The 14,029-nt window shown below is 63.4% G+C and carries 14 protein-coding genes and 1 riboswitch; of the genes, 5 read left to right on the top strand and 9 right to left on the bottom strand.

The annotated features are described in order from the left end of the window. The first annotated feature begins 62 nt into the window (after positions 1-62). Complete coding sequence (gene ampC / locus QTL95_RS19990) at positions 63-1,205, top strand: class C beta-lactamase (RefSeq protein WP_289721669.1); 1,143 nt, start codon at positions 63-65, stop codon at positions 1,203-1,205. A gap of 108 nt (positions 1,206-1,313) precedes the next feature. Here ampC and QTL95_RS19985 read toward each other — a convergent pair whose 3' ends face one another. Together QTL95_RS19985 and QTL95_RS19980 are read right to left on the bottom strand one after the other, a co-directional pair. Beyond that, positions 1,314-3,167 carry an ABC transporter ATP-binding protein gene (locus tag QTL95_RS19985; RefSeq protein WP_289721668.1) on the bottom strand — a complete coding sequence of 618 codons (1,854 nt, stop codon included), beginning with the start codon at positions 3,165-3,167 and terminating at the stop codon, positions 1,314-1,316. 72 nt (positions 3,168-3,239) lie between these two features. Further along, positions 3,240-3,428: a hypothetical protein gene (locus QTL95_RS19980; RefSeq protein ID WP_289721667.1), complete on the bottom strand. Its 189-nt coding sequence runs from the start codon at positions 3,426-3,428 to the stop codon at positions 3,240-3,242. Positions 3,429-3,640: 212 nt separating this feature from the next. Between QTL95_RS19980 and QTL95_RS19975 the strand changes: the two genes are divergently transcribed. Further along, positions 3,641-4,150: a cupin domain-containing protein gene (locus QTL95_RS19975; RefSeq protein WP_289721666.1), complete on the top strand. Its 510-nt coding sequence runs from the start codon at positions 3,641-3,643 to the stop codon at positions 4,148-4,150. Next, positions 4,137-4,847: an alpha/beta fold hydrolase gene (locus QTL95_RS19970; RefSeq protein ID WP_289721665.1), complete on the top strand. Its 711-nt coding sequence runs from the start codon at positions 4,137-4,139 to the stop codon at positions 4,845-4,847. Before QTL95_RS19975 ends, QTL95_RS19970 begins: the two co-directional genes overlap by 14 nt. A 9-nt stretch (positions 4,848-4,856) precedes the next feature. Here QTL95_RS19970 and QTL95_RS19965 read toward each other — a convergent pair whose 3' ends face one another. The 7 genes from QTL95_RS19965 to QTL95_RS19935 form a co-directional block, all read right to left on the bottom strand. Then, positions 4,857-5,126: a DUF982 domain-containing protein gene (locus QTL95_RS19965; protein ID WP_289721664.1), complete on the bottom strand. Its 270-nt coding sequence runs from the start codon at positions 5,124-5,126 to the stop codon at positions 4,857-4,859. A 39-nt stretch (positions 5,127-5,165) separates the two neighbouring features. Then, a complete protein-coding gene (locus QTL95_RS19960; protein ID WP_289721663.1) occupies positions 5,166-5,813 on the bottom strand; it encodes an alpha/beta hydrolase in 648 nt (215 codons plus the stop codon). Between the two features lie 531 nt (positions 5,814-6,344). Next, complete coding sequence (gcvP, locus tag QTL95_RS19955; protein ID WP_289721662.1) at positions 6,345-9,209, bottom strand: aminomethyl-transferring glycine dehydrogenase; 2,865 nt, start codon at positions 9,207-9,209, stop codon at positions 6,345-6,347. After that, positions 9,209-9,571, bottom strand: coding sequence for a glycine cleavage system protein GcvH (gene gcvH / locus QTL95_RS19950; protein WP_065693824.1), 363 nt, complete (start codon positions 9,569-9,571; stop codon positions 9,209-9,211). The genes gcvP and gcvH overlap by 1 nt, the downstream gene beginning before the upstream one ends. A gap of 236 nt (positions 9,572-9,807) precedes the next feature. Then, positions 9,808-10,944 (bottom strand): glycine cleavage system aminomethyltransferase GcvT, encoded by a 1,137-nt coding sequence (gene gcvT / locus QTL95_RS19945; protein ID WP_289721661.1) that lies wholly within the window; start codon positions 10,942-10,944, stop codon positions 9,808-9,810. 151 nt (positions 10,945-11,095) lie between these two features. Continuing rightward, positions 11,096-11,187: riboswitch (glycine riboswitch) on the bottom strand. 84 nt (positions 11,188-11,271) lie between these two features. Next, the gene (locus QTL95_RS19940) at positions 11,272-11,541 is read right to left on the bottom strand and encodes a hypothetical protein (protein WP_289721660.1); all 270 of its coding nucleotides are present in this window, start codon (positions 11,539-11,541) and stop codon (positions 11,272-11,274) included. 406 nt (positions 11,542-11,947) lie between these two features. Continuing rightward, on the bottom strand, positions 11,948-12,391 hold the full coding sequence (locus tag QTL95_RS19935; RefSeq protein ID WP_289721659.1) for a hypothetical protein: 444 nt from the start codon (positions 12,389-12,391) through the stop codon (positions 11,948-11,950). Positions 12,392-12,559: 168 nt separating this feature from the next. Here QTL95_RS19935 and crcB point away from each other — a divergent pair, with 168 nt between their 5' ends. Beyond that, positions 12,560-12,937, top strand: a complete 378-nt coding sequence (gene crcB / locus QTL95_RS19930; RefSeq protein ID WP_289721658.1) for a fluoride efflux transporter CrcB — start codon at positions 12,560-12,562, stop codon at positions 12,935-12,937. A gap of 89 nt (positions 12,938-13,026) precedes the next feature. Beyond that, positions 13,027-14,019 carry an RluA family pseudouridine synthase gene (locus tag QTL95_RS19925; RefSeq protein WP_289721657.1) on the top strand — a complete coding sequence of 331 codons (993 nt, stop codon included), beginning with the start codon at positions 13,027-13,029 and terminating at the stop codon, positions 14,017-14,019. The last annotated feature ends 10 nt before the right edge of the window (positions 14,020-14,029 follow it).

Raw genomic sequence — 14,029 nt, 5'->3', positions numbered from 1 at the left:
GCGGGTTGAACCTCCACGCAATCCCTATACACGGCCCGAGTATTCAGAACGGGAGGATGAAAATGGCTGTTTTGCGAATGGCTGCGCTGGCGGTGGCCCTGTCGATCTCGCTCGCGGGAGGGGCGAGGGCGGCGGATTTCCAGGCGCAGGCGGCTTCCGTCTTCGCGCCTGTCGTCAGGGAATACAACATTCCTGGACTGATCGTCGGCGTCACGCGCGGCGGCCGGCATGAATTCTACGCTACAGGTCTCGCCTCGCGGGCCGACCGCCGCGCGGTGGATCCCGATACGCTGTTCGAGCTCGGCTCGATGAGCAAGGTGTTCAACGTGACGCTGGCGGCACTCGCCGAGGGGCAGGGCAAGCTGCGTCTAGACGATACCGTCGCGCAGCACGTCTGCGCCAATGCCTGCACGATCGGCGACGGGCTGACGCTGATGGACCTCGCAACCCATCATTCGGGCGGCCTGCCATTGCAGGTGCCGGATGGCGTCACCGATGTCAGCGGGCTGGTGGACTGGCTGAAGGCATGGAAGCCGCCGCAGCCCGGCGCGCGCAGCTATTCCAATATCAGCATCGGCCTGCTCGGCCACATCTCCGCCGAGGCGCTCGGCATGGACTACCGGCAGGCGGCGCGCACGATCCTCTTTCCTGGCTTCGGGCTCGACAATACGTGGATCGACGTGCCGAAGAGCGCGATGAAGCACTATGCCTTCGGTTACGACCGGAAGACCGACAAGCCGATCCGCGTGACGCCGGGCGTTCTCGATGCCGAGGCCTATGGCATCAAATCCAGCGCGCGCGACATGCTCACATTGCTCGACGTCGAACTCGGACGCGGCAAGGCTTCGGACGAGATCCGCGCGGCTGTTCGACGGACGCAAGAGGGCCAGTTCCGCACCGAGAAATTCGTGCAGGACATGATCTGGGAGCAATATCCATGGCCGGTGGCGCTGGAAACGATGACCTCAGGCAACAGCTACGACTTCATCCTGAAGCCGCAGCCGGCCGAGCGGATCGACCCGCCGCTTCCAATGCAGAAGGATGTGATCCTCAACAAGACCGGCTCCACCAACGGCTTCGGCGGCTATCTGGCGATGCTTCCGGGCCGGGACATCGGCGTCGTCGTGCTCGCCAACAAGAACTATCCGAATGAAGCCCGGGTGAAAGCCACCTATGCGCTGATCGAAGCGTTGCTGGCGGAGTAGGGTAGCCTAAAGTAGTTCCGCTTTTCTTCGAATCTCGGAACTGCTCTATTCTTTTGTTTTCACGCAATTCCGGACGGAAAACCGCTTCGCACTTCTCCTGGAATTGCTCTAGCCGATCTCCTCGGGGATGAAGCCGCCCGTCTGGCGTTTCCAGAGGCGGGCGAACAGGCCGTCGCCTTCGGCGAGGTCGCCGGGGTGCCCCTGTTCGACGATGCGGCCCTGGTCGAGCACGACGATGCGGTCCATCATCGATATGGTCGAGAGGCGGTGGGCGATGGCGATGACCGTCTTTCCGCGCATCACCAGATCGAGCTTCTCCTGGATGGCCGCTTCGGATTCGCTGTCGAGCGCCGACGTCGCTTCATCGAGAACGAGGATCGGCGCGTCCTTCAATAGCACGCGGGCGATTGCCACGCGCTGGCGCTGGCCGCCCGAGAGCTTGATGCCGCGGTCGCCGACATAGGCGTTGTAACCCTTGCGGCCCTCGGCATCCCTGAGATCGGCGATGAAGCCGTCGGCCCTGGCCGTCTTCGCCGCCTGTTCGATCTCGTCACCGGTGGCATTCGGCCGGCCGTAGCGGATATTGTCTCCGACCGAGCGGTGGAGCATCGCCACATCTTGGGCGATGACGCCGATGTTGCGCCGAAGGCTGGCCTGGGTGATGTCACGGATGTCCTTGCCATCGATCCGGATCGTCCCCGAGCCCACATCGTAGAAGCGCAGCAGCAGGCTGACCAGCGTCGTCTTGCCGGCACCCGACAGGCCGACAAGACCGACCTTTTCGCCAGGATGGACGGCGAGCGAGAGGTTGGCGATCACGGATTTTCCGGACTTGTAGGCGAAGGTCACTTCTTCGAAGCGGATATCTCCTCCGGCGACGTCGAGATCGAAGGCACCTTCGCGGTCGGTGATGGTGGGCGGGGTCGTCATGACGGGCATGGCGTCCTTGATCGTGCCGATCGCCTGGAAGATCTGCTGGCCCATCTGCAGGAAGGTAAAGGTGTGGCCCGAGAGGCGGTGCAGGACATAGACCGCGCCGACGAATTCGCCAATCGTCAGGAATCCGCGCACGAGACCGGTGAAACCGATCGTTATCATCGCCAGCCAGAGCAGCATGTTGAGCGCCACCACGACGAGTTCCGAGGTGCGGTAGATGCGCTGCTCGCTGTGCTGGGTGCTGATCGCCTTGCCGATGACCCGGCGGATGGCGCCGGCCTCGCTGTCCTCGGCGGCGAACTGCTTGATCATCTGCATGTTGGTGTAGAGATCGGTGATGGCGCCGGCGACGAGGCTGCGCTGCTTGGCGGTGCGCCGCGACCGCTCAGTGAAGACGGGCGCCATCTTCACTGCAAGCGCAACGTTGAGCACGATCCAGATGGCGGCAGGCAGGGCGAGCTGCCAGGAAAGTGCGCTCAAGAGGATTACCGAGCCGATCATCTGCAGCAGAAAGCGCGGGATCGACTGGAAGGCTGCGATGATCTGCTGCTGCACGGCCGAGGACACCTGCTGCAGCCGCGAGGCGACCTGGCCGGCATAGAGATCGTGGAAGAAGGCGAGATCCTGCCGCTCCACCGCCTTGTGTCCCTGCCACTGGATGGCGGCGGGCATGCCGACGCCGAGCGTGTGCGAGGTCAGCGTATTGACGAGAAAGGAGGCGATCGGCATCGCCGGAAAGATCAACAGTCCGAGGAACGTGAGAAACGGCCATTCGTCGTGCAGGAAGGCGGCCGCTCCCTTCTGCGTCACGCCGTCGACGATGACGGAGAGGCCCCCGACGATCGTCAGGTTGATCGCCTCGATGGCCATCGACGACAATGCCAACGCGATCAGCACGCCCCGGAACATCGAGATGAAGTGCAGGAGGACAGCGACCGGGCCATTCGACGGCATCGGCCGGTAGGGGATGTCGAGCGGCCGGATCAGGCGCTCGAAGGGACGGTAGATGGCATCTGAAATCGACATGGTCTCGGGTCTGTTGGGGAAAAGCGGGCTCACTCAAACAGTCCCGGCGGACATTATGTCACCATGCGGTGGCTACCGGCGCCGCACGAGAAGTTCGTAGGCGGCAAACGCCAGCGACATCAGTACGAAGACGCCGAGCGCCAGCGGATAATTGACGGGTGCGCCGGGATCGAAAAACCTCGGCAGACCGATGACGGCGACCGCTAATATCAGGGCGGAAAGGGCGACTTCCTGGGCGATCATACGGGCAGTAGGGGACATGCAATCCTCCTTGGCTGGATGAACGGCGGCTTGGCGAATTGAATCCGACGAAGATTAGAGCAATTTCCGCGCGTATCAAGATTTTCCCAACATCGCTTTTAGCGCGCTGCGCGTGCATGTTTGATTGCAGGATGGCGGCACGGGTCGCAACTTGCTAGAGATTCTTGCCGGTACACCACCGCCATCTGCTTTCATCCCAAGGGCACCGCTTCATGACCATTCAGATGTCTCATTCAAAAACGAGCGAGGAGATCATCAAGATACCCGCGATCGGACTTGAACTCAGTGTTCGGGTCGACCCATCGACGACGGGCGGGGAGTTCTGCTTCATCGACACAATCAACGCGCCGGGTTTCGGACCGCCGCGCCATCGGCACAAGGAGACCGAGGTCTTCAGGGTGATGGAGGGTCGGTATCTGTTCGAGGTGGACGGCGCGCAGTTCTACGCGGAAGAGGGCGATGTCGTCACCGTGCCGGGCGGAGCCGCGCATGCATTCGTCAACGTTACCGACCGGCCGGCGCGGCAGTATATCCTGATCGCGCCGGGGCTCGATGCGCGGGCATTCTTCCTCGGGCTTGCCGGCGTCATGCGCGACGGGCGGCCGGACGCCGCGGCGCTCAACGTCTTCGCCGGGACATGGGACGTCGAATTTCTCGGACCGCCGCTGGCGGTAGCTGAGAAAGAGCTGGTTCTGCAAGGGGTAACGGATGATCTCTCGTAACATCGTACTGGTGCAGGGATCGTGGGGATCTAGCGCTGCCTGGACGCCGGTGGCGGACGGCCTTCGCCGGCTTGGCCACCGGGTGTTCGTGCCGAGCCTGACGGGGCTCGGCGAGCGCATGCATCTTGCCGGCGGGCACATCAACCTCGACACGCATATCGCCGACGTCTGCGGTCTGATCGAGGCCGAGGGCCTTGCCGATGTCGATCTCGTCGGCCATTCCTCTGGAGGCATGGTGATAACGGGCGTCGCCGACCGGTTTGCCGAGCGTATCCGCAGCCTCGTCTATCTCGACGCCTTCGTTCCCGAGGACGGCCAGTCGATTCTCGATCTGTCCGGAACCGAGATCGCGCTGTCGAGCCTGGCCGCGGCCGGGGAGAATGGCGGCACGAGCGTGCCGCCGCCGGTGCGGTCATACAGCCGCATTCCCGATCATCTCAGGCACTATACCAACGGCAGATCCGCCCAGCCCTTCGCGACGATGGTGCAGAAGATCAGCTTGACCGGCGCTTACCTGAAGATTGCGCGCAAGCTTTACGTCGCAGCGGGCATCGAGCAATCGGCGGTGTTTGCGTCGACCTATGCGCGCGTCGGCGCCGATCCGGCGTGGATGTCGATGCAGGTCGAGAGCGGCCACATGATGCAGCTGGAAATGCCCGACACGATCTGCCGGATCATCGACGAATTCGTCGGCTGACGCCGCGTGCTATTGCTTGATGTCGATGCCGGCCTCGATGGCGGCGGCGATGAAGGCCCTGCGGGCGTCCTCGTTGCTGCGCTTGCCCTTGATGACGTCGGCGCAGACGAGCAGCGCCTTGTCGAGCGCTGGGCCGTCTTCCGTCGGCCAGTCCTCGATCATCGCCCACGAGGCGGCCTGCGTGGTCGCGATGGTCACGTACTGGCCGGGTTCTTCTAGCGCCAGCATGACGGGATTCGGCCAGGGCTGCTGGGTGAGATCGCCGTCGGATTTTGCCATGGGAGTGGTCGCCTGTTGTCTTGAAATATGTGGCGTTCCTTAGCGGGGCTGGTTCTCCGCCACAAGCGGAAAGAACGCTTGCGCCAGCCACGCCGCGATGATGGCGGGTTCGCGCGGGTGCAGATCGTGGCCGGTGGGCGAGGTGTGGCTGGCGATGTCGGCTCCGGCTGCCCGGAACTGAGCGGCGACATGGTGGGCGTCCTCAGGCGCGCGCCGGTCGTCGTTTTCACCTGCAAGGATCAAAATCGGCTTGTCCCGCATCTCCGGCATGAGCGCATCGACGTCAGGCGAAAGCGGGCGAATGAGGACAGCTCCCGCGGCGCAGGCCGGATCGCGGATCAGCAGCGAAGCGGCAATGATCGAGCCGTTCGAGAAGCCGAAAAGAATTGGCGGGCGTGGGATGATGCCGGTTTCAAAGGCGGCAGAGATGAAATCGCGGAGGCGCTCCGTCTGCAGCGCGAGGTCGTCGCGGTCGAGCGTGCGGTCGGCGTTCCGGCGGAAGAAGGCGTAGCCGCCTTCCCACGGCACGCCACCGCGCAGTGACAGGTACGGCCAACCTGGTGCCGCTGTGTCGGCGAGCGGCGGCATTTCCGTTTCGTCGCGGCTGCTGCCGTGCAGGAGGAGGAGCGGCGGACGGTGGTCGGTGGCTGGTGTCGCAAGGTAGTGGAAGCCTTGGAGTTCGGGCATTGCGGTGCGGACTTCCTGTTGTCGGTTGGCGTTTTGGTCCATGACCGTTGCCGTTGTGGGGGGCGTGGTTGGATCCTCGGGACAAGCCAGAGGGTGATGATCGAGAGGGGATTATCGCTCTTAATCAATTGGTTAGCGATGGTGTGGCTTGTGGTTTTGTTCGCCTCGCCGGCGCGCTGGTCTCGTCATTCTTTCGGCCCTTGGTCCGACGTTTTCTCGGCGTTCGCATCCCCACGGCGTCTTCCTCGGGCCTGTCCCGAGGATCTAAGCACGTCGCTCGGAATGCAAGGGGGCGGATGAATTGGCGTGGGTGCAGCGGGTGGCTTTATCCATGACCGTAACCGGTTTGGTGGGCGTTGGCAGATCCTCGGGACGAGCCCGAGCATGACGGTCGATAGGGGATTGTGCTTCTCGATCAATGGGTTGGCGATGGTGTATATCGCGGCTTTCTCCGTCAACCCACCTGAAGCCGCCCCATCATACCCCAAAACACCAAAACGCCCGGACAGAGCCGGGCGTCTTGTATCGTCCTTACTCGGCCGCTTCGGCGTAGGCTTCCAGCGGTGGGCAGGTGCAGATCAGGTTGCGGTCGCCGAAGACGTTGTCGACGCGGTTGACCGGGGACCAGTACTTGTCGACGCGGAAGGCGCCGGGCGGGAAGCAGGCCTGTTCGCGCGAATATGGGCGATCCCATTCGCCGACGAGGTCTTCGACCGTATGCGGAGCGTTCTTCAGCGGGTTGTTCGTCTTGTCGGAGCGTCCTTCCTCGATGTCGCGGGCTTCCTGGCGGATCGCCAGCATGGCCTCGCAGAAGCGGTCGAGCTCGGCCTTGGTTTCCGATTCCGTCGGCTCGATCATCAGCGTGCCTGCGACAGGCCAGCTCATGGTCGGGGCGTGGAAGCCGCAGTCGATCAAGCGCTTGGCGACGTCGTCGACGGTCACGCCGGCGCTGTCGACCAGCGGACGGGTGTCGATGATGCACTCATGCGCCACGCGTCCGGCCTCGGACTTGTAGAGCACGTCATAGGCGCCCTTCAGGCGGGCGGCGATGTAGTTGGCGTTGAGGATCGCCACCTTGGTCGCCTGCGTCAGGCCTTCGCCGCCCATCATCAGGCAGTAGCTCCAGGAGATCGGCAGGATCGAGGCCGAACCGAAGGCCGCCGCCGAGACCGCGCCCGAACGGCCGTCGGTTTCCGGATGGCCGGGCAGATGCGGGGCAAGGTGCGATTTGACGCCGATCGGGCCCATGCCGGGACCGCCGCCGCCATGCGGGATGCAGAAGGTCTTGTGCAGGTTGAGGTGGCTGACGTCGGAGCCGATGTCACCAGGGCGGGACAGGCCGACCATGGCGTTCATGTTGGCACCGTCGAGATAGACCTGGCCGCCATGCTTGTGCACGAGATCGCAGATCTCCTTCACCGCTTCCTCGAACACGCCATGCGTCGAGGGGTAGGTGATCATGCAGCAGGAGAGGTTCTCCGAATACTGCTCGGCCTTGGCGCGGAAGTCGTCGAGGTCGATGTCGCCGTTTTCGCGAACCTTGACGACCACGACCTTCATGCCGACCATCTGGGCCGAGGCCGGGTTTGTGCCGTGCGCGGATGTCGGGATCAGGCAGACGTCGCGATGACCGTTGCCGTTGGCGATGTGGTAGTTGCGGATCGTCAGGAGGCCGGCATATTCGCCCTGCGCGCCGGAGTTCGGCTGCATGGAGAAGGCGTCGTAGCCGGTGACGGCGCAGAGCTTTTCGGTCAGGTCGTCGATCATTTCGCGATAACCGAGGGCCTGATCAGCCGGCACGAAAGGATGGATATCCGAAAACTCCGGCCAGGTGATCGGCAGCATTTCGGCGGTGGCGTTGAGCTTCATCGTGCAGGAGCCGAGCGGGATCATCGATCGATCGAGCGCCAGATCGCGGTCCGAGAGGCGACGGATATAGCGCGTCATCTCGCTTTCGGCACGGTTCATATGGAAGATCGGATGCGTCAGGTACTCGCTGGTACGGGCGAGGCCCTTGGGCAGGCGGTAGCTCGGCTCGAAATCCGCCACGGCGAAGTTACCGCCAAAGGCGCGCCAGACGGCTTCCAGCGTCGCCGGGCGGGTGCGCTCGTCGAGGCTCATGCCGATCTTGGTGGCACCGACCTTGCGCAGGTTGACGCCTTCTGCGACCGCCGCGCGCAGGATGACACCCTGCATGTGGCCGACATCGACGGTGATGGTGTCGAAGAAGGTTTCAGGCTCAATGGTGTAGCCGAGCTTTTCAAGGCCCTTGGCCATCAGCACGGCCTTCTGGTGGACCTGCTGGGCGATCGCCTTGATGCCCTTGGGGCCATGGAAGACGGCGTACATCGAGGCCATGACGGCGAGCAGCACCTGGGCGGTGCAGATGTTCGACGTCGCCTTTTCGCGGCGGATGTGCTGTTCGCGGGTCTGCAGCGACAGGCGGTAGGCGCGGTTGCCACGCGCATCGACGGAGACGCCGACGAGACGGCCGGGCATGGAGCGCTTGTGGGCGTCCTTGACCGACATGTAGGCCGCGTGCGGGCCGCCGTAGCCGACGGGAACGCCAAAGCGCTGCGACGAGCCGATGGCGATGTCGGCACCCATTTCGCCAGGCGACTTCAGAAGCGTCAGGGCCAGGATGTCGGCGGCGACAATGGCAATCGCACCGGTCTGGTGCAGGCGCGAGATCAGGCCGGTGAGATCATGCACATGGCCGTGCGTGCCTGGATACTGGAAGATCGCGCCGAAGACGTCGACCGGGTCGAGATCGGTGAAGGGGTTGCCTATGACGACGCTCCAGCCGAGCGGCTCGGCGCGGGTCTTGATCAGCTCGATCGTCTGCGGATGGCAGGCGGCGTCGACGAAGAAGGCCTTGGCCTTCGACTTGGAGACACGCTCGGCCATCGCCATGCCTTCGGCGGCGGCGGTGGCTTCGTCGAGCAGCGAGGCGTTGGCGACGTCGAGGCCGGTGAGGTCGCAGATCATCGTCTGGTAGTTCAGGAGCGCTTCGAGGCGGCCCTGGGAGATTTCCGGCTGGTAGGGCGTGTAGGCGGTGTACCAGGCCGGGTTCTCCAGGATGTTCCGCTGGATGACCGGCGGCGTGATGGTGCCGTAATAGCCCTGGCCGATCAATGAGGTCAGGACCTTGTTCTTGTTGGCGGTTTCGCGCAGCTTGTCGAGTGCCTCGCGCTCCGTCATCGGCGCGCCCCAGACGAGCGGCGCTTTCTGGCGGATGGAGGGCGGCACGGTCGCGTCGATCAGGTTGTCGAGGCTGTTGTAGCCGATGACCTTCAACATGTCGGTCATTTCAGCCGGCGAGGGGCCGATATGACGACGGTTGGCAAAGTCATACGGCTGGTAGTCGGTGAACTGGAATTCGGTCGGCGTCGTCATTACGCGGTGAGCTCCTTGTAGGCCGCTTCGTCGAGCAGGCCATCTGCATCGGCGGCGTTGGCGAGCTTCAGCTTGAAGAACCAGCCGGCGCCCTGCGGGTCGGAATTGACGAGCGAGGGGTCGGCGACGATGGCGGGGTTCACTTCGGTGATCTCGCCATCAAGCGGGCAGTAGACGTCGGAGGCCGCCTTGACGGATTCGACGGTGGCGGCATTGTCGTTCTTGCCGAAGGTGGCGCCGACTTCAGGCAGTTCCACGAACACCAGATCGCCGAGCTGATCGACGGCGTAATTGGTGATGCCAACGGTAGCGACGCCGCCCTCGATCTTCAGCCATTCGTGTTCTTCGGTGAATTTCAGCATGGGATGGTCCTCTCTGGGGAATGGGGTGCGATATTGAAATGAGATAGTGCGGTGGAGATCGGGAAAGACCACTCCCACCGTACCGGGGGCGAGGCGCGCGTCTCGCCCCGTCCTTGCGGACCCCCACAAAGGGGAGGGCTTAACCCGGCGGCGGTGCCGCGGATCCTCTCCCCCCTTGTGGGGGAGAGGGCCAGTAGGCCAGAGGGGGTATGACCCGGCGCAGACATCGGTTGTTCCTAGCGCTTGTAAGTCGGCGTGACGAAGGGAAGCGCCGCGACCGTGACCGGCAGGTACTTGCCGCGAACCTCGGCGTAGACGACCGTTCCAACCTCGGCCGAGGAGACCGGCACATAGCCCATGGCAACCGGGCCTTCGACGCTGGGGCCGAAGCCGCCAGAGGTCACTTCTCCGATCTCGGTCTTGCCCTCTGCGTCGGCAAAGAGCTTGGCGTGGCCGCGCACCGGCGCCTTGCCATCCGGCTTCAGGCCGACGCGGCGGCGGGTGGCGCCGTGGTCGATCTCGGAGAGGACGCGGTCTGCGCCGGGGAAGCCGCCGGCGCGCGCGCCGCCCGTCTTGCGGGCCTTCTGGATGGCCCAGACCAGCGCTGCCTCGACCGGTGTCGTCGTGGTGTCGATGTCGTTGCCGTAAAGGCAGAGGCCGGCTTCGAGGCGGAGCGAGTCGCGGGCGCCGAGACCGATCGGTTCGACGTCGGGGTGCTCGAGCAGGCGCTTGGTGACGTCCTCGGCCTTGTCTGCGGGAATGGAGATCTCGAAGCCGTCCTCGCCGCTGTAGCCCGAGCGGGAGACCAGACAGGAAACGTCGTGCAGGCGGCAGTGGCGCACGTCCATGAATTTCATGGCGGCGACGTCGGCCCAGAGTTCGGCCAGAACCTCGACGGCACGCGGACCCTGCAGCGCGACCAGCGCGCGGTCGAGCACCGTGATGTCGCAGGTGTCGGAGAGATGCTTCCTCAGGTGCGCGACGTCGGCGTCCTTGCAGGCGGCATTGACGACGACGAAGAGGTGGTCGTCGAGATGGGTGATCATCAGGTCGTCGAGGATGCCGCCGTTTTCGTCGGTGAAGAAGCCGTAGCGCTGGCGTCCCTCGGCAAGTCCGAGAATATCGACCGGCACGAGGCTTTCGAGCGCAAGTGCGACGTCCTCATACTTGCCCGACTTGGCCTTGATGACGACCTGGCCCATGTGGGACACATCGAAGACACCGGCAGCCGCACGGGTCTGAAGATGTTCCTTCATGACGCCGGCTGGATATTGCACCGGCATGTCATAGCCCGCGAAAGGCACCATGCGGGCGCCGAGCGACAGATGCAGATCGTGCAGCGGGGTTTTCTTCAGGGCAGCAGTATCGTCCAAGGACGCCTCCGGTGTTTGCGCGTGGGTTCCATGCGCGGGCTCAAATGGTCGGGCGCGGTTGCGCCTTGTTTCGAGCCCCCTCTGTCTGTTTGCCTGAGATTGTTATCCCTTCGGCGCGCGTTTCAAGAACGCGTCTCTCCAGAGTTCCGTCTGCCCCTTGCTGGTCCTTTTGCCTGAGAGTTTCCGGGGCGGTTGCTCCTTCGGCACCGGTCGCTAAAGACCGGCTTCTCCCAACAAGGTTGAGCGCAATTATCTGGCGATGGCGGTGCTTGGCAAGGGGGAATGTCGCCGCCGAACAAATTTTTGTCGCGGGCTTCGGCGGGGAGATCAGTCTTCTTCGTAGAATTTCAGCGCCTGGCTGAGGCTCGCCTGCGGCTGACGCTGACCCATCGTCATCAGGTCGAGCGCGACTTCCGTCGACTGGATGATCGAGGCGGTCTCGTCAATATCCTGGCCGGCGTCAACCTTTTCGCGCCGCTCGGAGATACGCCGCGCTTCCTTCGCCGCCGTGCTCGCGGAGACGCGCTGAGGGATCCTCAGGCTTTCGAGCGCGACGACCGCGGTATCGGCGGATATGGAGACAAGCGAAACAGACATCGCGCGACGATATCGGTCGCGCCTTGGCATCCGGCTAAGAAAAATACCGGCATTTTAACGGACTGGCGTATTTCGCCGCGGAAGCGGCTCTCACGTAAGGGGTCGCACAGAGCGATAAATGGCTCGATATGTGCTATTTTCGGTTTCAGCCGATCGTCCGCGCGAGCCGCGTTGCGGAGCGGTCTGCCCGGCACCCATTCATTTCGAGGAGGAATTCATATGCAACGATTTCGCTTCCTTTTCCTGGTCGTCGTTGTGATGGGTCCGGCCTCGATAGTGGCCGGCTGCACCTCGACGGCCGCAACCAGAAGCGATGCGACGCCGCTCAATTCAGCTTGCGCCCTCGGTTTCAACAACGATCGGCCGTGCAGTTACTGAGGGGCAAGCCGAGACGTTGGCCTGCCGGCTATTCGATGTAGATATCTACCAACGCGTTGCGCCTGTCCTCGTCGATGACGACAAGAAGATGTCCTCCAGCGGTACCAAACTGGTCGTCGTCGGCGCGATAGATGTAGTCCGCCTTGAACGGCGTGAAATAGGTGTGGTCGTCGTTCGCGTAATCGTCGCTGCGCGTATTAGGCCCGGCTTTCTCGCCGGAGAAGCGCCACCCACCCAGCATCGAAACCATGTCGTCGGGCTCGATCTCGAAGCCGCAGGTAGCCAGGACGTCCGTTGTGACAAACGTGTCCGAACACCTGATGTTCTTCACCGATGCGGGAAGTTCCTCGATCTTGAGCATGGAACGGAGTCGCTCGGGCGCGTCATCGTAGAGTGTCATCGCTGTCACCGAGGCGATTACAAGTGCGAGCCACGCCAGCGCGGCGTAAAGCCATTTTCGTCGTATCGCCAATCGTGGCTCCTCAAACTTGGAGTTACTCTGCGCGTACAATCATACGTTGGCACGTCTGTGTCTTCGATCAATGATCAAATTGGATTAGAGTGAACTATCGGTAGAGACGCGGGCAGGCGAAGGATACCGGTCGATTGGCAATTCATCCGGCCTGGGCTACACAGCAGCATGCCTCAAGTTCTTCTCGTTGCCTTCGGCGGCGCCATCGGTTCCGTGCTTCGCTATTATGTCGGCCGCTGGTCGTTACGCCTCATGGGACCGAGCTTCCCCTGGGGGACGCTCGCGGTCAATGTCGCCGGCTGCTTCGTCATCGGCGTCTTCGCCGAGATAATCGCGCGACGGTTCAACGCATCGGAGGAGCTCCGGCTGCTTCTCATTACCGGATTTCTCGGCGGCTTCACCACCTTCTCGGCTTTTTCGCTCGACGCGATCTCCCTGTTCGAGCGAGGCGCGCTCTCGGCGGCGGCGGTCTATGTCGTGGCGAGCGTCGGGCTCTCCATGTTGGCTGTGGTGGCGGGGCTTGCGCTAACGCGGGCGCTGATCTGAGATTCCGGTTTCCGTTTTCGGCGAAAATGCTCTAAAGCCACCGGCAAAGGCCGCGCCGGGCGCGCGCAACTCTTTCCGAAAGAACATGAATGGCTGGCATTGAACATATCACGGTCGAACCAGACGAGGCGGGCATGCGGCTCGACCGCTGGTTCAAGATCCATTATCCCGGCCTCGGCTTCGGGCCGCTGCAGAAGCTGATGCGCTCCGGCCAGGTGCGGGTCGACGGCGGTCGCGTCAAGACCGATGCACGCGTGCAGCCGGGGCAGGTGGTGCGCGTGCCGCCGCTCGACGTCGACGCCAAGAAGACCGGGCCGATCGCCAGCCACGACCTGAAGCATGGCGGCGATTACGAACTTTTGCAGCGCATGGTGTTGCATGAGGACGACAAGGTGATCGTGCTCAACAAGCCCGCCGGCCTTGCCGTGCAGGGCGGCTCCGGCGTGACGCGCAACATCGACAAGATGCTGGAGGCCTGGACGAGCCCGAAGGGCGAGAAGCCGCGCCTGGTGCATCGTCTCGACCGCGACACATCCGGCGTGCTCGTGATTGCCCGCACGCGCGGTGCTGCGCAGAAGCTGACGGCGGCTTTTCGCGAGCGTGACACCAAGAAGACCTACTGGTCGCTGGTCAAGGGCGTGCCGCGCAAGCACGAGGACAAGATCTCGACCTGGCTTGTCAAGGAACAGACGCCCGATGGCGACCGTATGCGGGTCTGCAAGCACGGCGAGGAGGGCGCGGATCACGCGATCTCCTACTATCGTGTACGCGAGACGGCGGCGCAGAACCTCGCCTGGCTGGAGATGGAGCCCTATACGGGGCGCACGCACCAGCTCCGCGTCCACGCGCTCTACATCGGCCATCCCATTATCGGCGATCCCAAGTATTTCGACGACGACCTGAACTGGCCTTTCCCGGGCGGCGTGCAGAAGAAGCTGCACCTGCATGCACGCAAGATCGATATTCCACATCCGAACGGTGGCCGGCTTCGCGTCACGGCGCCGCTGCCGCCGCACATGGTCCAGACCTGGAACCTGCTCGGCCTCGATCTCGCCTCCGCGGACAGGGAAGACTACGAATGAAGCTCGGAAT

This window comes from Rhizobium sp. S152 (assembly GCF_030380735.1).
Lineage (GTDB): Bacteria > Pseudomonadota > Alphaproteobacteria > Rhizobiales > Rhizobiaceae > Rhizobium.
The sequence above is the reverse complement of the archived record's forward strand: the minus strand, read 5'-3'. Positions and strand labels throughout refer to the sequence as shown.

What these genes read in the sequence shown, in the direction of transcription:
- ampC (WP_289721669.1), top strand. Translation starts at nt 63, where the DNA reads ATGGCTGTTTTGCGAATGGCTGCGCTGGCGGTGGCCCTGTCGATCTCG.
- QTL95_RS19985 (WP_289721668.1), bottom strand. Translation starts at nt 3,167, where the DNA reads ATGTCGATTTCAGATGCCATCTACCGTCCCTTCGAGCGCCTGATCCGG.
- QTL95_RS19980 (WP_289721667.1), bottom strand. Translation starts at nt 3,428, where the DNA reads ATGTCCCCTACTGCCCGTATGATCGCCCAGGAAGTCGCCCTTTCCGCC.
- QTL95_RS19975 (WP_289721666.1), top strand. Translation starts at nt 3,641, where the DNA reads ATGACCATTCAGATGTCTCATTCAAAAACGAGCGAGGAGATCATCAAG.
- QTL95_RS19970 (WP_289721665.1), top strand. Translation starts at nt 4,137, where the DNA reads ATGATCTCTCGTAACATCGTACTGGTGCAGGGATCGTGGGGATCTAGC.
- QTL95_RS19965 (WP_289721664.1), bottom strand. Translation starts at nt 5,126, where the DNA reads ATGGCAAAATCCGACGGCGATCTCACCCAGCAGCCCTGGCCGAATCCC.
- QTL95_RS19960 (WP_289721663.1), bottom strand. Translation starts at nt 5,813, where the DNA reads ATGCCCGAACTCCAAGGCTTCCACTACCTTGCGACACCAGCCACCGAC.
- gcvP (WP_289721662.1), bottom strand. Translation starts at nt 9,209, where the DNA reads ATGACGACGCCGACCGAATTCCAGTTCACCGACTACCAGCCGTATGAC.
- gcvH (WP_065693824.1), bottom strand. Translation starts at nt 9,571, where the DNA reads ATGCTGAAATTCACCGAAGAACACGAATGGCTGAAGATCGAGGGCGGC.
- QTL95_RS19940 (WP_289721660.1), bottom strand. Translation starts at nt 11,541, where the DNA reads ATGTCTGTTTCGCTTGTCTCCATATCCGCCGATACCGCGGTCGTCGCG.
- crcB (WP_289721658.1), top strand. Translation starts at nt 12,560, where the DNA reads ATGCCTCAAGTTCTTCTCGTTGCCTTCGGCGGCGCCATCGGTTCCGTG.
- QTL95_RS19925 (WP_289721657.1), top strand. Translation starts at nt 13,027, where the DNA reads ATGGCTGGCATTGAACATATCACGGTCGAACCAGACGAGGCGGGCATG.